The 17,843-nt window shown below is 39.7% G+C and carries 15 protein-coding genes; 6 read left to right on the top strand and 9 right to left on the bottom strand.

Annotation, left to right across the window (positions count from 1 at the left end; all coding sequences use genetic code 11):
• Positions 1 to 4 precede the first annotated feature (4 nt).
• Entirely contained in the window at positions 5 to 2,890 is a 2,886-nt protein-coding gene (locus NFU46_RS12765) for an insulinase family protein (RefSeq protein ID WP_251602314.1), read from the bottom strand.
• A 166-nt stretch (positions 2,891 to 3,056) separates the two neighbouring features.
• Between NFU46_RS12765 and NFU46_RS12770 the strand changes: the two genes are divergently transcribed.
• On the top strand, positions 3,057 to 3,470 hold the full coding sequence (locus NFU46_RS12770; protein WP_175080616.1) for an MAPEG family protein: 414 nt from the start codon (positions 3,057 to 3,059) through the stop codon (positions 3,468 to 3,470).
• A gap of 61 nt (positions 3,471 to 3,531) precedes the next feature.
• Here the strand turns inward: NFU46_RS12770 and NFU46_RS12775 are convergent, their stop codons facing one another.
• Complete coding sequence (locus tag NFU46_RS12775) at positions 3,532 to 4,239, bottom strand: peptidylprolyl isomerase (RefSeq protein ID WP_405030664.1); 708 nt, start codon at positions 4,237 to 4,239, stop codon at positions 3,532 to 3,534.
• Here NFU46_RS12775 and NFU46_RS20535 point away from each other — a divergent pair.
• The 3 genes from NFU46_RS20535 (at position 4,217) to ushA (ending at position 6,397) form a co-directional block, all read left to right on the top strand.
• Positions 4,217 to 4,285, top strand: coding sequence for a hypothetical protein (locus NFU46_RS20535; protein WP_350338400.1), 69 nt, complete (start codon positions 4,217 to 4,219; stop codon positions 4,283 to 4,285). The genes NFU46_RS12775 and NFU46_RS20535 overlap by 23 nt on opposite strands.
• 231 nt (positions 4,286 to 4,516) lie before the next feature.
• Positions 4,517 to 4,714, top strand: a complete 198-nt coding sequence (locus tag NFU46_RS12780) for a hypothetical protein (protein WP_054563072.1) — start codon at positions 4,517 to 4,519, stop codon at positions 4,712 to 4,714.
• A 75-nt stretch (positions 4,715 to 4,789) separates the two neighbouring features.
• On the top strand, positions 4,790 to 6,397 hold the full coding sequence (gene ushA, locus NFU46_RS12785) for a bifunctional UDP-sugar hydrolase/5'-nucleotidase UshA (protein ID WP_251602318.1): 1,608 nt from the start codon (positions 4,790 to 4,792) through the stop codon (positions 6,395 to 6,397).
• Between the two features lie 58 nt (positions 6,398 to 6,455).
• On the opposite strand, the gene NFU46_RS12790 is transcribed toward ushA, so the two are convergent.
• Both NFU46_RS12790 and NFU46_RS12795 read right to left on the bottom strand, forming a co-directional pair.
• A complete protein-coding gene (locus NFU46_RS12790) occupies positions 6,456 to 7,403 on the bottom strand; it encodes a hypothetical protein (protein WP_251602320.1) in 948 nt (315 codons plus the stop codon).
• Positions 7,390 to 8,292, bottom strand: coding sequence for a hypothetical protein (locus NFU46_RS12795; RefSeq protein ID WP_251602322.1), 903 nt, complete (start codon positions 8,290 to 8,292; stop codon positions 7,390 to 7,392). Before NFU46_RS12795 ends, NFU46_RS12790 begins: the two co-directional genes overlap by 14 nt.
• 219 nt (positions 8,293 to 8,511) lie before the next feature.
• Here NFU46_RS12795 and NFU46_RS12800 point away from each other — a divergent pair, with 219 nt between their 5' ends.
• Together NFU46_RS12800 and NFU46_RS12805 are read left to right on the top strand one after the other, a co-directional pair.
• The gene (locus NFU46_RS12800) at positions 8,512 to 9,375 is read left to right on the top strand and encodes a S1/P1 nuclease (protein ID WP_251602324.1); all 864 of its coding nucleotides are present in this window, start codon (positions 8,512 to 8,514) and stop codon (positions 9,373 to 9,375) included.
• 34 nt (positions 9,376 to 9,409) lie between these two features.
• Positions 9,410 to 12,535: a TonB-dependent receptor gene (locus NFU46_RS12805; RefSeq protein ID WP_251602326.1), complete on the top strand. Its 3,126-nt coding sequence runs from the start codon at positions 9,410 to 9,412 to the stop codon at positions 12,533 to 12,535.
• Positions 12,536 to 12,864: 329 nt separating this feature from the next.
• Here NFU46_RS12805 and NFU46_RS12810 read toward each other — a convergent pair whose 3' ends face one another.
• The 5 genes from NFU46_RS12810 to NFU46_RS12830 all read right to left on the bottom strand — a co-directional run bounded on the left by NFU46_RS12810 (position 12,865) and on the right by NFU46_RS12830 (position 17,788).
• Entirely contained in the window at positions 12,865 to 13,875 is a 1,011-nt protein-coding gene (locus NFU46_RS12810; RefSeq protein WP_251602328.1) for an ABC transporter ATP-binding protein, read from the bottom strand.
• A gap of 11 nt (positions 13,876 to 13,886) precedes the next feature.
• The gene (locus tag NFU46_RS12815; protein WP_251602330.1) at positions 13,887 to 15,386 is read right to left on the bottom strand and encodes an iron ABC transporter permease; all 1,500 of its coding nucleotides are present in this window, start codon (positions 15,384 to 15,386) and stop codon (positions 13,887 to 13,889) included.
• Positions 15,386 to 16,426 carry an extracellular solute-binding protein gene (locus NFU46_RS12820; RefSeq protein ID WP_251602332.1) on the bottom strand — a complete coding sequence of 347 codons (1,041 nt, stop codon included), beginning with the start codon at positions 16,424 to 16,426 and terminating at the stop codon, positions 15,386 to 15,388. The genes NFU46_RS12815 and NFU46_RS12820 overlap by 1 nt, the downstream gene beginning before the upstream one ends.
• Positions 16,426 to 17,238, bottom strand: coding sequence for a hypothetical protein (locus tag NFU46_RS12825; RefSeq protein WP_251602334.1), 813 nt, complete (start codon positions 17,236 to 17,238; stop codon positions 16,426 to 16,428). Before NFU46_RS12825 ends, NFU46_RS12820 begins: the two co-directional genes overlap by 1 nt.
• A gap of 94 nt (positions 17,239 to 17,332) precedes the next feature.
• Entirely contained in the window at positions 17,333 to 17,788 is a 456-nt protein-coding gene (locus NFU46_RS12830) for a MarR family winged helix-turn-helix transcriptional regulator (RefSeq protein WP_175081443.1), read from the bottom strand.
• Positions 17,789 to 17,843: the final 55 nt, after the last annotated feature.

The following is a 17,843-nucleotide window of genomic DNA, read 5'->3' on the forward strand; positions in this document are numbered from 1 at the left end:
TAAATTACTTTTGGAATTTGATCCCTTTGTAATAACCCTCTAAGTTTTCAACTTTTGTTTGGTCTTTCAGATCAGCAAATGGCTTATCTGCAAACTTACTACCACGCATTTGAATATTTAAACGTGCAGCTTCACTATTGAGCATGGTTTTCTTGTAGTAATCTTTCAGATCAGCCAATGTCACTTTTTCAACTTCAGCGATAAGCTTTTCTTTAGAGTCAAAGTTGAAGTTTTCACGGTACCAATCAGAAATAAGCGGTGACATTTCATCACTTAAATTCTTAGGTTGCTCTTTTAAAGACACAAGCGTTGCATTTTTAAGTTGTGCAAATGTTTCTTCTGTCATGTTATCAAGCTCAACAGCGTATTGCTTTTTGAACTCATCAAAACGCGCTTGCATTTCTTTAGGGCCTTTAACCGGTGTTTGAATATAAAGACCCAATGCAGAGTAGTCTTCGATAGGACGCGCTAATGCACCAACCGCATAAGCTAATTGCTCTTCAGTTCGTAACTTATCAAACGCTACGGTTCTAAAGTGGCTTTGTAAAATTTGTGCCTGTGCTTTTTGCTTATAGCCAGGGGTTGGGTGTACAACCATATCAATAATTGCTACATCCGCTACATCTATATCTTTTTGCAGTACAATACGCTCACCAGGCTGAGGTAACCAGGCTTTGCTTCTGGCAAACTCAGTCGCTTGATGACCTTTAGGTAGTATAGCGGTTAGCTTACTCGCAATAGATTCAACATCGTTTTGGTTATAGTTACCAAAAGTGAATACGCGTAGATCATTGGCAGCAAGTGTAGATTGTTTAATAGCCGCGAAATCAGCAAGGGTTAGTGTATCTGCCGCTGCAATCAAGGTTTCGGTGTCAAATTTACCACTACGTGTAAGCTTAGAGTACTCACCGAATGCTTGATAGAATGGGAACTGCTTTTGTTGATTGAGTAAATCACGCTTAAAACGATCGATTGCTTGGGCAAAACCTTCTTCAGACACATCTAACGTTAGATTTTCAAGGGCCTGAGCTAAAAGTACATCTTGTTTATCAGTGAAACCACTTAGCGATAACACAAGGCCGTTACTAGGCTGTAGTCCTAGACTCATACCAGCAACAGCTGCTTCTGTGCTAAGTTTGCTTTGTTGTAAGTTATAAAGATCAGCCCACACTGCATAAAGAACTTGTGATTTTACATTCACAAGGGCATCCGGCGTATTAATGTAAACTTCAACAAGGCCTTTTGGCTGTTCAGCAAACTGCTGACTTGCTTGGCGCCAAACTTTTACACCTTGCTTATCAAATACTAGTTCAGGGTGCGCCTGTTGTTTAAACTCAGCGGTTTTAATTGCGAAGCTTTCAGGTAATAAGCGGTTTACTGTTGGTAATGCTAAAGCGTATTCACTTGGTTTATTCCAGCTAGCAACTTCTGCTTCGCTGATATCTTCAATGCGGTATTTACCATCGTAAAAATGCAGCTGTGAATCTGTTTCTTCTTGCTTTGAAATATACCAAATACGTAGCGTATCTTCGTTTAATTGTGAAAGCACATTTTGCACCGCATCTGCATCAAACTTTGCATAATAATAAGGTGCGTTAATTGCGTTGTTCACAGGGAACTTTTGCATGCTATCAGTTAAGTTACTTACATAACCAAACTCATCACCTTTTTCAAGGAATTGAAATTCATTGTTTAACGATGTACGAATTTCATTAAAGTATTTGCTATCAACACCCTGCTCTTTAATAAGCGCAATGTACTGCATAACCATAGCGACAATTTCTTCGCGGTTTTGCATGCCAGCATCAGTCAATTCAATATTTACCGTTAAGCTGCCGTAGTTACCATATTGTGTTGGAGCATCAGAAGCAGATAAACGTGACACCCAGCCTTTATCACGCAAGATTTGCGCAGGACTACCTTGCATTTCGTTACTTAAAAGGTAAGAAACAAAACGATTTGGTTTCACCGCAAACTGTGAACTGTTATCAGCAATTGTGAACTCTAACTGTAGTTGTTTTACATCTTCATTTGGTGAGTAGTAAACACGCTTTCCGCCAGCAACAGAAAAGTCTAACTTATCAGTCACCGTTGGTTTTTCGATTTTTTTATTTTCAATATCAGCAAAATACTGTTTAGCTTTTGCTTCCATTTCAGCTAGTGGACGATTTGAGATCATCGCCACTTTCATAATGTTCGATGAATAATATTTGTTATAGAAAGCAACGGTTTCTTTATGCAGATTGCTGCCTTCTTTGTCCCCTAAAGTTTCTAGGTTACCAATTAAGAAACGGTTTGCAGGGTGTGAGCCCATCATTTGACGCGCTAGTTTAAATTGGCCAAAAAAGTCCATTTCACGGCGCATTGACCATTCTGCATTTACCGCATTTTTTTCTTTATCTGTGTACTCAGGATAAAGCTTTGGAGATTTAAAGAAATCCGCAAAACGATCAAGTGCTTCATCGTAAGCATCATTGTTCACTTTGAACATGTAGTTTGTGATATCTAACCAGGTGTAAGCGTTATGCGCGCCACCATTTTTGGTCATGAAATCACTGTAACCTTTAGTGTCTGGGTAGCGGTCTGTACCAAGGAACAGCATATGCTCTAGGTAGTGCGCCATGCCTTGTTGCGACATAGGGTCATGCAATAAACCAACGCCTACACTCAAAGCAGCAGCTGATTTTTCAGCACTAGGATCTGAAATTAAAATTACATCAATTTCGTTATCTAGTTTTAATGTTTTGTACTCACGGGTGTCGTTTGGGCTGATAACTAACGAGTCAGGAATAAGGTTAGTATTAGCTGCAGGAGGCGTTGTGGTAGAAGTAGAAGAACAACCTGCTAACACTGCAAAAGCGATTGCACTGAGTCCAATTATTTTTTTCATTATTTTGTATCCATTAGAAATTGAATAAATTTTTATTTATCATGTGTTTTCGAACGCCGCAATTCAATGCTTTTCAGCTAAGTTACAGCAAAACTTTGTAACACATTGTGAAAATGTAATACTTACGGTTAAGATTAATAGCAATAACTATAACAAAGGATGAGCTATGGAAAAGTGGCTAATTGTAGCAATGTTCACTCAGGTCTTTCTGACTTTTGCAGTCATGTACATTATGGGTAAGCGTCGTTTTCGTGCGGCAAAACAAAAAACCATCGAGATGAAAGACTTCTTAACAATGGAGCTTGAAAAGGCTGGGGATAATGTTCGCGTAGCAGATCGTAACTTTATCAATCAATTCGAAATGCCTGTGCTGTTTTTTATTGCCTGTTTAACAGCTCTGCAAGTCAATGCTGTAGGTACTGTATTTGTTGCCCTTGCTTGGGTTTATGTTGCATTAAGAATTATTCATAGCGTAATACACTTAACTTCAAACACCTTGAAGGCGCGCTATTATAGTTTTGTTGTCAGTAGCTTTATAATGCTAATAATGTGGGTGCTTATTTTAGTTAGAATCTTCTAATAAACATCAATACAAAGAAATAAGGCGCTTTTTAGCGCCTTATTAACTTTATTGATTGGAATTATTTACGACGACTAAAGCCTGCAAGAGCTAATAAAGATAGCATCCACGCAAGACTCCCGCCTGAGCTACTACCTTCATTGTCTGAAGAGTTATCTTCATCAATTAGCGTGTTCTCTTTTGGTGACAAAGAAGCAGACGAATTCGGATCATCATCAATCACAGTCACGCTGTTAATGTAAAATAAGTTTTCACCACTGAAACCTGATGTTGTATCTGGGCACTGCTCTTCATTAAGATTTACTACTGGGATTTCTCCACAGTGAACTAAAGAGGTGATTTGTTCTAAAACATCCATACTCTGTACAGTTACTTCACCAAAAACAGTAAAGCCACCATTTTGTAAGTCGAGGTTAGCGCTGTTATCTTTTAAATTGAAAAACCACTGACTTGTCGCACTATTAGCATTACCACCAACTTTCGCCATTGCAATGGTACCTTTAACATTCGACAGCTCTGGCTCATTGGTAATAGCGTCAGCAGTTTCTATCGCCTCAAAATCAGTATCAAATTTAAAACCACCACCTTGCAATACAAAGTTATCAACTGAGCGATGGATAACCGTACCGTCGTAGCTGCCATCTGCAACATAGTTTAAAAAGTTTTCAACGGTAACAGGTGTATGTTGGTCATAAAGGTGAACAGTAATACTGCCCAGATCTGTCTGCATTTCAACAATAGTAGCATTGGCTGTAAAACAGCTAGCCAATAAAGCAGTTGCAAGTAGATGTTTTTTCATTGTTTATCTTTCCTGATAATTTTTATTATAAAACTACAAGAAGCTTAAACAAAATAGACTGACGCTTAAATAGCAAACAAAACAGTTACACAAAACGCGCCAAAGCAATTACATCTCAGTTACATTAATTTACACCATGTATTCATTATGGTTATAAAAAATTTAAAGAATAAATCAAAATCGTCTTATCAAATAGGCTCAGTTTGTTAGTATCAGCACGACAACAATGAACACACAGGAATGAACCATGGCGAATGAAGAGAACGCAATATGCGATTTTGGCCTACACCAAGGTGAGCCTTACAGTAAGTTACCCGCTAGTTTTTTAAATTGGATGGTCGGCAATAATCATCAAAAGTCTCATTACGCAGAACAAGAACTACAACGCAGACAACTTGCCGCAACAGGACAACTAAATACAGAAAATAGCGACAAAAGTTTATAAAATACATTTAATTTAAACTTAAGTCGTTTAAACTAAGCGCATAATTAACCTACTGCTCTATTCAGGCAAACAATTATGCGCTTTTTTTTACTAACATCGCTACTGGTTACCCTAACCGCATGTAGCTCCTCTTCTAATAATACTGATTCAGCCCAATATTTAACTCTGCTTCATACTAATGATAACCATGGTCGTTTTTGGCATAACGAACAAGGTGAATATGGCATGGCTGCTCGTAAGACTTTAATTGATCAACTAAAAGCCAAAGCTAAAGCACAAGGCCATGCTGTTTTACTGCTTTCTGGTGGCGATATCAATACGGGTATTCCAGAGTCTGACTTACAACACGCGGAGCCAGATTTTAAAGGTATGTCGGTAATTGGTTATGATGCTATGGCAATTGGTAACCATGAGTTTGACAATCCACTGGCAGTACTTGATCAACAACAAAAATGGTCAAACTTCCCTTTTCTATCAGCAAATATAATAGATAAAAATACAGGTAAGCCACGCTACCAAGCTTACGAAATCTTTGAAAAAAATGGGCTGAAAATTGCTGTCATTGGTTTAACTACGACAGATACAGCTAAAATAGGTAACCCACAGTATATTGGTGGTCTTGATTTTAAAGGGCCTGTTACAGTAACAGCTAATTTAGTGCCAAAAATAAAAGCACAATACAACCCAGATATAACTATCGCTGTTACACATATGGGTCACTATGTTGATGCTAGCTTTGGTATTAATGCCCCCGGTGATGTGACTATGGCACGCAACTTACCAAAAGGGATGCTTGATATTATTGTTGGCGGTCATTCACAAGAGCCTGTGTGTATGAAAGAGGACAATGTTGCTGACGAAAGCTTTATGCCAGGTAAAGAGTGTAAGCCTGACCAACAAAATGGAACTTGGATCATGCAAGCCCATGAGTGGGGTAAATATGTTGGTAAAGCTGAATTCAAATTAGAAAACGATGAATTAACTTTGCTCAATTACTCACTTATTCCGGTAAATCTTTATATCGATGATGAAAACGGTAATAAAAAGCTAGCGGCTGAGTACATTGAACCAAACAAAAACTTACAAGACATCCTTGCGGTTTATCAGCAAAAAGGCGCAGCACAAATTGCTGGTAAAATAGGTAACGTGGATGCAAAACTTGAAGGTGACCGCAAGAAAGTACGCTATGAACAAGTAAACTTAGCACGTGTTATTATTGCTGCACAAATGCAGTCAGTGGGTGCTGATTTTGGTTTGATAAGCGGTGGCGGTATTCGCGATAGCATTCAAGCAGGCGATGTAAGTTATAAAGATATTTTAAAAGTTCATCCTTTTAAAAACCGTATCACCTATATTGATATGACAGGCCAAGAGCTATTTGACTACTTACAAGTTGTTACTTCTTTCCCACCTGATTCAGGTGCTTACTTACAATACTATAAGCTAAGCTTTAAGCGCGACAATGAAACTTTATCTGATGTTAAAATTGCCGGTAAACCACTTGATATGGCTAAAACTTATCGTATGAGCATTAACAGCTATAATGCCTCTGGTGGTGATGGTTACCCTACACTTACCAATAAAAAAGGCTTTGTGAGTACAGATGATACAGATGCACAGGCATTAAAACGTTTCTTTGAGCAAAATAGTCCTGTTAAAGCGGCTGATTACGCCCCTAAATAAAGACTACTTAAATAGAAAAAGGGAAGTCAGTGACTTCCCTTTTTACTTTTAAACTAGATTACTTCCCAATGACTTCAATATCGGCAATCTCAATCGCTTTCAATCCGTAATGATGTAATCGAGAACGAGAGCCTTCACCATGGGCCTTAGGTGGATAATAGGTTTCTTTTATCTCAGGCTGCTCTTGCCAAACTTCATCAAGTGCTGCCCGAATTTCACTTAATGTTTTTTCTAAACTATTGGTAAAGTTTGGGCGCTTACGTATTGTGTGACCAAGCTCTACTAACCGGTAAAAATACTTGTTTGCTAAAGTCAGTAATTCTTCTGGGACATCTTTATTTTGATTAAGCACTACATCAGGATGTTCAATACAAAACTCAACCAATGCAAGGTAAAAGCACAGCGGTTTATTAGCAAGCGCCACTGTTTTATCAACAGCACAGCTAGCAGCCAAAGTCTTATTTTGAAGATCGACTATCAATTTAGGCTTTTCTTCTGCCTGAATTGCAACTTCTGGTTCATGTTTAGCAATTTGGATTTTAGTGCGTTCACTTATAAATAATAAATAAGTAAATGCAGCTGCAAATAAGCACACCAAAATCAACACAGCGATATCATCTTTAGCAAATAAAGACGATGCCACAACAAAGCTAACAGTTAATGATTTTTGTGGTGCATGCAATTGCTTAGTGATTAAATCTGCACGAGCAGGATAATCAGAGATCCCCTCAATGGAGTAAACCATCACGCCGGAGTCAGCTAATTGTGCATTAAGACGCGCGATATAATTGAATACCATATCTTTACTACCTGAATGCTTTAAAAAATCATCAGGTAAATTTAAATGGTTTAAATCAAGGGCAATGCGGTTTTCGACTTTTGCTAGAGTCAGGGCATCATTAGTTGTTGTCTTATAAGCTTTTGCTGTAATAAAGCTGGCAAATAAAACCAAGCAACAGCTTATAAATACTCCGCCATAAGCAAGTTTTACTCTAATTGGCAGCATTGCTACCCCCGACTTTCATTGTTTGCTGAGTCGACTCACATTCCCAAAAAGACTCAACATGATTAAAGTAATGAGAATTTTGATTGTGTGCTAATTGAGTTAACTGCGCTTGAACTGCACATAAAAGGTCGGTGTTTTCATCCTGCATTTTTAAATACCAACGACTACCACTTATATTGTCGCGTATAGGCGTAATGTAGTTTTTAGAAAAGCGTTGCTGGTCGCTGTCTTGCCAATAAGAAGAAATTAAATCGACCTTACCACTTGCAAGCAGCTCTCTTAATTCAGTATGCGAACTTGCGTAAGTGATATTAAGGTTTTCTAGGTTGATATCTAATTTTTTAAATAATTGTTTAGGTAAAATGTGTCCAGAGCGGCTAGTTGGGTAATCAAGCAAACCAATACGTTTATCTAAAAAGTAGCTTTTTTCAATGCGTGGCTTTTCTTTACTAGAAATTAAATAAGCAGTGTAGTCAGGAAACCCAACAACTGCTTGGTAGTTATAGGTTGACTCGGCCATAAAGGCATTAATCAAGTTTTCTTTAGCCAGGATCAAATCTGCAATCCCTTTACCTAAAAACTCAATTGTGTCAGATGTTTTATAACCCCAATAAGAGGTGACCTTGCCGTATTGTTTACTAATGATGTCATCAGCGCATAAAGTTTTAGCAACATCCTCAGCCAATACTTTGCCAGATGAATACACCACCAACTCGTTGAGATTAACCTCTGATTTAGTATCACATTGGAATGATGTTTCAATAAATGCATCTATATCAGATACAGCCGGTTTACCCTGCAAAATTCCGATATAAAAAAACAAAATAACTGCTAGAAACAAAAATGTAACAATCGACGATTTTTTTATTAGTATTGTTCTTAAATTCAATTTTAATAGCCAACTACGCTTCGTTGTCTCTATTTGAACAATTATTCTTACTTATTACAACAAGTAATTTTACCTGAATATTTTAAGTTATTGATAAATAATATATATGAACAAGAAATTATGAATCTTATTGAGTCCTTTCTATTTGCTTTTAAATTCAGGAAAATATGCATCAAGAAATCGTGCTTCAGGGCACATTCATTTTTGGACACTGAGTCAATGTTACAAAAAACAATAAAAATGTTGCTGTTATCGACACCAGTTATTTCAGCTGTGTTAAGTAACCCGGCTAATGCATGGGGTCAGAATGGTCACCGTATTATTGGTGAAATTGCATCTAAGCATATTACATACACCACCAAGCAAGCATTAGTTCCTTTACTTGATGGTGATTCTTTACCACAGGTAGCGACGTGGGCTGATGAAATGCGTTCTGCTCCAGAAAAATTCTGGCAAAAGAAGTCTTCGCGCTGGCATTACATTAACTTTAAAGAAGGCGATGCTAAACCTCATTACGACTCACATGCCCACCATAACAAAGAAACCGTGTCAGATATCCTTGAAGGCATGGAATATTCAATCTCAGTATTACAAAACCAAAAAGCTTCACTAGGTGAAAAACAGTTCGCACTGCGTTTTTTAGTTCACCTTGTTGGTGATAGCCATCAACCGTTTCATGCAGGTCGCGGCGAAGATCGTGGCGGCAACAATATTTCTGTAACATTCTTCGGTCAAGATACCAATTTACATAGCTTGTGGGACACAAAACTCATTGAAAATGAAAATTTGTCCTATACTGAGTTTGCGCAATTTATAAATACATCAAATCAAGCGTTAATAAAGGACTATCTTGCCAGTTCACCTAGCGATTGGTTAATCGAATCAAATAATATTGCAAACTCTCTGTATAAAGAAAATGAAACAAACGTAAGTTATAGTTATATCTATACAAACTTACCGATTGTTAAAACTCGCCTACAACAAGGCGGGATAAGATTGGCAGGTTTATTAAATAACCTATTTGATAAATCAGCAAAACCGTTAGTAAAGGCACTTAAGATGCCAACTGACAGCAAACTATAAATGAAACATAACCTCTAACACGGGAAATAACATAATGAAAATCCAACTCCGCAAAACAGCTCTATCACTTGCTATTGCAGCATGTGTTGGTGTGAGTGGTGCAGCGTTAGCAAATGAAACAACATCTGCTATCAAGGGTCAAATCAAAGGTCCTAGCGGCAACCCTGCTGCAGGAACTAAGATTACTATCGTTCACTTACCTTCAGGTTCAACTAAAGAAACTGAAACGAACGATGCGGGTTACTTCACAGCAAAAGGCCTACGTGTAGGTGGTCCTTACCGCGTTGTTGTAGATTCTGACGTATTCGCAGATCAAACATTCAACAACATCAACCTACAAGTGGGTGCTGACTACCCAGTTAATGTTACGTTAGAGAGACAATCTGATGTAGAACAAATCGTAGTTACTGGTCGTCCAATCAGCCGTATGTCTGGTGGTACAGGCCCAGCTGCAACGTTCACACTTGAAGATTTAGAAAACCAACCAGCTATCAACCGTGACTTAAAAGATATCGTTCGTATCGACCCACGTGTAACAATTGACGATAGCCGCGGCTCAATCAACTGTGGTGGTGGTAACCCACGTTTCAACAGCTTAACGCTAGACGGCGTTCGTATGAACGATAACTTCGGTTTAAGCTCTAACGGTTACCCTACAATCCGTGCACCTTTCTCTTTTGACTCAATCGAACAGGTTGCAGTTGAACTAGCACCTTTTGATGTTCAATATGGTGGTTTCACATCATGTAACATCAACGCTGTTACTAAATCAGGTGGTAACGAAGTACACGGTGGTATGTTCTTCGATTACACAAATGATTCAATGAAAGGCGACAAAATCGAAGGTGAAGACTACGATAACGGTGATTACACTGAAAAACGTTATGGCTTCAACGTTGGTTTACCACTAATTAAAGATAGCCTTTTCTTATTCACATCTTACGAAAAACTTGAAGGTGTTAAGCAATACAACTACGGCGGCCTAGACACAGGTAGTGTTACAGCTGCAGACGTTGCACGTGTACAACAAATCGCTCAAGATGTTTACGGTTATGACGCAGGTGGCATGCCATCGAGCGCACCAGTTGAAGATGAAAAAATCTTAGTTAAGTTAGACTGGAACATCAACGATGACCACCGTGCAAACTTAATCTATAACTATAACGATGGTTTTACACTGTCTCAGTCAGATGCTTACAGCAACACTGTTACTCTAGATAATCATTTCTTCAAGCAAAGTGCTGAATTTACATCAATCATTGGTTCACTTTACTCAGATTGGTCTGATGAATTTTCAACTGAAATTCGTTTAGGTAAATCAGAGTTAGATCAGACTGTTCGCTCTTTAGATGCAGCTAGTAGCTTCGGTGAAATGCAAATTCGTACAGAAGACGGCGGTACTATCTATATTGGTCCAGATGATTCTCGTCAATCAAATGCTCTTAGCTACGAAACAGTGACAGCAAAAATTGCAGGTACATATTACCTTGATCAACACACGATCACAGCTGGCTATGAGTTTGAAGAATTAGACGTATTTAACCAATTCGTTCAGCACACTCAAGGTGAGTGGCGTTTTAGATCTGTAGATGATTTTGAAGATGGTTTTGCAGATCGTGTCTACTACAATAACGCAGCTGGTACAAATGATCCAACTGATGCTGCGGCTAACTTCTCTTATGCACAACACACTTTATATGTGCAAGATGAGTACAGCTTTACAGATTTAGATGCAACATTAACGTTTGGTCTACGTTACGACAAATACACAAGTGACGACAAACCAAACTACAATGAAAACTTTACAAACCGTTACGGTTTCAGCAACCAATCAACATTCGACGGTATCGATTTAATTCAACCACGTGTTGGTTTTGAATGGTACGCAACAGATGCATTAGAAGTACGTGCAGGTGTTGGCCTATTCTCTGGTGGTAACCCGAACGTTTGGTTATCTAACTCATACTCGAATGATGGTATCACTAACATTGGTACATCAATCAGAGGTGGTGTTGACTTATTCGCTACACCAAACGTAAACGGCGGTACACCGGGTTACGAAGTACCTCAAAGCCTTTACGATCAAGTTGCAAACACAGTCATTGGTTCAGGTGATTCATCGGTAAATGCTGTTGACCCTGATTTCGAAATGCCATCAGAGTGGAAATACTCAGTAGGTGCAACATACACAACTGAAGATGAGTATGTATTTTCACTAGATTACTTATTCACTAAACGTAAAGATGCTGCTTTCCTAGAAGATATCGCGTTACAAGATTCTGGTGAAACAACATTTGATGGTCGCCCAATTCTTGAAGAAAAAGAAACAGGCCGTAGCGGCGATTTACTACTGACTAATGTAAGTGGTAACAGCGGTGAGTCTCATGTTATCTCAGCTGCAATGAGCAAACGTTTTGATAACGGTATTAGCGTACAACTAGCTTATGCTTACACTGACTCAACTGATGTTAACCCTATGACAAGCTCTGTAGCGAGTTCAAACTACGGTAACTTAGCGACATATGATCCGACTAACCCAGGTGCACACACATCTGATTACGAGATCCCACATCGCTTTACTATGACATTAGGTTATACAACTGAGTTGTTTGATGGTTACAACACACGTTTCAACCTATTCAGCGAAACATACAAAGGTCTACCTTACAGCTACACATTTGATGATAGAGACAATGATGTTTGGGGTGATAACAACTCAAACGGTAGTCGTCAGTTAATGTATATCCCTGAAGTGAATGACCCGAATGTTGTTTACGACATGACTCCTGAAGAAGTAACTGAGTTTAACGAGTGGATTTCTGCTCAAGGCTTAGCTCGTGGTGAAATCTCTGGTCGTAACCGTCAAAATGCTGATTGGTTCACTAAAGTTAACTTCAAGATGACTCAAGAGTTACCTGGTTTCATGCCTGGTCATAAAGGTGAAGTGTTCTTCGTTATCGATAATTTAACAAACATGTTAAACGATGACTGGGGCGTACTTAAGAAAGGTAGCTTTGTTGGTAACAGCATGGTGACCGTAGACCTTGATGATCAAGGTCGTTACGTATATTCAGACTTCAACCCTAACAATGGTAAAACTGCAACTCAAAGCAGCGCATCAGTTTGGGAAATGCGTGTAGGTGTACGTTACACATTCTAATAACGAGTTAACCTTGTTATAAAACAAAAGCCCGCCCCTACTGGCGGGCTTTTTACGTTTTAGAGAAAGTTAGCGAGTAGCTAGTTACGAGAGTAAAGCTACTAGGGGAAAGTTAGTAAGGAACAAGGGTAAAGCTTCTAGAGTAAAGTTAGCAAGTAGCAGCGATTTTATATCCCGTCTGATGCCAGAGTGCTGATGTTTAACTCGATCTAAGATTGTTATGTAGGTCGTCATTTATGGCGACAAATGTTTAAACACTGAATGATGACGGGCTAAAGCCCGACCTACTTTGATGAGAAAATGCAGGCCAGTGAGACCTGCACAGATATTTAAGCTGCGTAAACTGCAAGTGGGTGTGTTGTGTTAATAGATACATGCACTGCATCACCTGGGCGTACCATCACTTCATGGCTTACTCGGCTTGTCACTACAGTATCACACGCTAATTTTACAGCGCATAAGCGACTGCCACCTTCGTAACGTACCCATGTCACTTTACCATTGCTAGTAGCTGCATTTTGAATAAGGTGAATATCATCAGGGCGAAGTAATACATCAACTTTTGCAGTATCATGATCAATCCTAATCGCTGGTGCATTACCTAAATTAGTGGTGGCAATATCATCTTCACAATTACCAGCAATGAAACTTGCTTCACCTAAGAAGCGTGCAACAAAGCGATTGCTTGGTAAGCTAAAACAACGTTCAGGAGTATCGATTTGCTGAATAATGCCTTCTTTCAGTACGCCAACACGGTCACCGACAGATAAGGCTTCTTCTTGGTCATGGGTTACCCAAATAGCAGGAACACCCGCATCTTTTAATGCATTACGAATATCCCAACGAAGGGTGTCTTTTAAAGCTGCATCAAGGTTTGATAACGGCTCGTCAAGTAATACGAAGTCAGGTTCGTGAGCTAGTGTACGGGCAAGGGCTACACGCTGCTTTTGACCACCCGATAAAGTAGCGGGCTTTTTATCACGAAATGCTTCAAGACCCAGTAACTTAATCCAATGATCTGCTTTTGAGGTATCGGTTAACCTAAAGCAAATATTTTGCTGTACCGTTAAGTGCGGAAACAAAGCAAAGTCTTGAAATACCATTCCTACTTTACGCTTTTCTGGTGGTACTTTTAATTTGGGTGTTGCCCGCCATGAGCCTAAGTTAATTTCGCCTTCGCTGATAGGAATAAGCCCAGCTAACGCTTGTAAAATTGTACTTTTACCACAGCCAGTTGGACCAACTAGCATGAGGATCTCACTTTCCCCAAGTGATAAGTTAAGTTCACTTACCACACGATTGCTACCATAATCGATAGACAGCTTACTAACTGATAGCATTAAACTGATCCTTAATGTTCTAATTGACTGCGCTTTTCACCTGAGAGCATTATAGCTAAGCCACATGCTGATATCACTACCAACAAGAGCCCAGGAATGGCAGCGCGACCGAAATAACCGGCTTCATAAACTCGCCACAAATAGGTTGATAGGGTTTCAAATCCTGTTGGGCCGAGTAACAATGTTGCTTCAAGCTCTCGCATTGATTCTAAAAATACCAAGGCTGCACCAGCAATGATACCGCGCAGTGTTAAAGGCAAGGTAATACGCATAAATGCTTCACGAGGGCTGGCACCTAATACACGTGCCGATTTGATTAAACTCGAGTCTAAGTGTTCTGTACTGGTACGCACTGAGCCAACTGCAAGCGGTAAAAAGCGCAGCACATAGGCAATCACTAATAATGCCAGAGTTTGGTATAAAAGCGGTAATTGCAGTCCACCATAGACAAGCGCCGTCCCCATTACGATACCCGGAATACCAAATCCGAAATAAGTGACTCGTTCCATAATGCGCCCTACTTTACCGCTTAAGGCAGCATGCGCTACAGGCACAGCAACGACAACAGCAACAATAGCCGCAATACCAGATGCATAAGCAGAATTCCACGCAATGCTGAAATCAAAATCAGCAACACCATCGCGGGCAAGCCAGAGAGTAAAAATGGCTAACGGTAAACAAATAGCAAGTAATAAAACCGGTAGAAAAGTCACTAACATGGCTAACTTTTGCCCGTTAGATGGAAATAACATTAGCGGTCTACCGTGGCGCTCAGAAGCAGTTTTAATTTGTGATTCGATGAACAGTAAAAAGCCTACTATCACCATTAATTGTAGCGATAACATCGCTGCTCGGCTTAGACCAAAGGCGTTATATTCAACATAGATAACGCGAGTAAAGGTATCTAAGCGCATCATCGCCGGTGTACCAAAATCGGATAGAGTATAAAGTGCAACCAGTAATGAGCCCGCCGCAATACCGTTTATTACACGCGGTAATATGACTTTAAACACACTCATTGGCATCGACATACCTAAAGTGCGAGCCGCGTTTACCATGCTGGCATCTAGACTAAGTAAAGACGAACGCGTTGTTAGCATTACAAATGGAAACGTGTACAGCGTCATTACAATGGCGGCACCCGTTAAGCCATACATAGGCGGGGTTTCAAAGCCTAACAGCTGATTAATTTCACCACCGGGGCCAAATGCTGCATATAAAGTAAACGCGCCAATATAACTTGGAATAGCAAGTGGAGCTGCAAACAAAACAAGCCAAAGCTTTTTAAAAGGAAGTTGAACATAGGCACTAATAAACGCCAGAGGCACGCCAATTAAAATAGAGCCTATAACAGTTAACACCATAAGTGATAAAGTGTTACCCAGAATTTTTAAATTGTGACTATCAAAAACAGCCGTCGCATCACTGGCTAAAGTGATGAGAATATAAACTGGCACTAACGCCAAAAGCGCTGCAAGCAGCGCCATGGGATAAGAAGCAGGTATGCGCATTATAAAACACCGCTGCTGCGCATAAGGTCGAGTGTTGGCCTTAAATCTGCCAATTGAGTTAAATCGATTTTCGGCGGCGACACATCCGTTAAGGCTGGTAATCCAGCTGGCTGGTCAATACCTTGAATCAATGGAATTTCGTAGGCTTCACGTGCTAAGTAACTTTGTACTTCAGAACTTAGTAAGTAGCGCATAAAGTTCATTGCGTTCGGGTTGTCTGTCAGCGATAACACACCTGATGCATTAACTAAGCAACCGGCATCTTGATTGGTGAATGCAAGATCAAGGTTTGCATCTGGTTTACCTGATTTAAGACGTAAGGTGTAATAATGGTTTGCAAAACCAATATCCACTTCACCACGTTCAACGGCCATCACTACACCAAGCTCGCCGGCATAGGTTTTCGAACGTTTTTGAACTTTCTTAAGCCATTTAGCGGTTTTATCTTCACCTTCAAGAATACGCATTGCCGTGACAAATGATTGGAAAGAAGCATAAGCAGGTGCCCAACCAATTGATAAATCGCTATCAGCAATGGCCATTATGCTATCTGGGATCTGATCTTTTGATAAACGCTTAGTGTTGTAAGGTAATGTACGAATACGACCTGTCACTGGTGCCCAGCCCGGATAGCGGAACTGCGGTTGTAATTGCGCTTCTAAGTCAGATGGTAAGGCTTTAGCTAAACCTGCGTCTGTTACTAAGCCAATCGCACCTGAGTCAACGGCCCAAAATAAATCAGCACGTTTAACACCCGCTTTCGCTTCAGCCACAATCATGTTGGCAAGTGCTGCAGTTGGGCCACGGCGAATTGATAAATTAAGTTTTGGGTTTTTCTTTTGGATTGATTGCAGTACGTTTTCGTACAAACCACCTTCACCACGGCCTAAATATAAGGTTAAGTCACCCTCTAGGGCCGGTAAGTCTTTCACTGAAATTGGGCTTGCAGCAGAGGCTGCAAAGGCACGAGAAAGAGGTAGCGGCATTGCGCCCACCACCCCAAACGCAGCCAGGCCTTGAATAAAGGTCCTACGCTTCACTAAAATACATCCTTACGTGCTTTTTCGGCTTCTTCTAGTAACACCTTAGCGCGATCTAGTTTTTCTTGCATATCAACAACCACTGCACGTACTTGGTCAACAGACCCTTTATCAGAAATAGCTTTAGGCAGGGTTACGTTAAAATCTTTTTCGAGAACTTCTACTAACTTCGCATCTTTTTCGATAAGTGTACCTTCAACACCTTCGAATAAGTGAAGGTAAGTATCGTGTACAATTTGGGTTGCTTCATCGCTTAAACGTTCTGCGTATTTTGCAACAACACGGTCTAATTTATGTTTGATCTCATCGATAGTAGCGCTTTGCGTCATTGTTTCAGAAGCAGTTGCTTTTACAGCTTTTAATAAGCCTTTTTGCTGGAAGTCGGCAGCAAGTTTAACAGCTCCAAGACCCTGCCACAAGGCAGCATTTAAGGTCTTTTGGTGCTCTCGAACTTCGCTTGCTGGTTTTTTGTCATCAATGGCCATTTTGATACCATAAATGCCTTGCCAGATTGATGCATAAACCGGTACATAATTCGTTTCAATCGCACTGTGAATCTTTACTGATTCCCAGTATTCAATTAAATCATCGCTTTTAACTGCTTTTGCGCCTTTTGTTTCATAATCGGTAACCATGGTGTCAACTTTACCGATCATCCACTCAACGTCTTCTGAGTAATCTTTTAAATTTTCTTTTAGATGATTAACGTGCTCACCAATTGGGCCATTTGCCAATACAGGTTGGGCAATAAAAGTAGATGCTAATACTAGGCTAAGACCTAGTGTTTTAACGGTGTTTAACGCTAATTTCATAGGGGGACATCCAAGTTTCTAATTGTAAATGATAGCCATTATCATATACGTATCGATTGTCTAAATCAATTGCTATAAAGCCTTGATTACAGAATTACACATTTTTATTTAAGTGATTGGAAAGCTTACTAAGAGTGTTCATAAATTGTTTAAGTTCTTGGCTATCTAAGTCACTCACTAAACCGGCTTGCCACTCGTTTGCTAATGGCACAATTTGTTCATGCAAACGGTTCCCCTCAACGGATAGTGATAATAAATTTGCGCGTTTATCCTTAGGGTTTTCTTTGGCTATTATAAGGTTTCTGGTCAATAGCGACTTTACTGCACGAGACACCGTTGATTTATCCATTTGTGCCATATCACATAATTCTTTGGCAGTACGCTCGCCATATTGGGCCAAATTCGCAATTATACGCCATTGTGGCACGGTTAAATCGAACTGCTGTTGATATAGCTCACTAAACTGCTCACTCATTTGCATTGCAATATTGGTTAATGAATAAGGTAAGAACTGTTTTAAATCGAGCGTTGTTTGATTATCTGTCGTCATGGCTGCACTACTGTCAAAGAATATTTACACAAGTAAATTCAGTGTAGTTTGAATT

Source organism: Pseudoalteromonas sp. NCCP-2140 (assembly GCF_023708065.1).
Classification (GTDB): domain Bacteria; phylum Pseudomonadota; class Gammaproteobacteria; order Enterobacterales; family Alteromonadaceae; genus Pseudoalteromonas.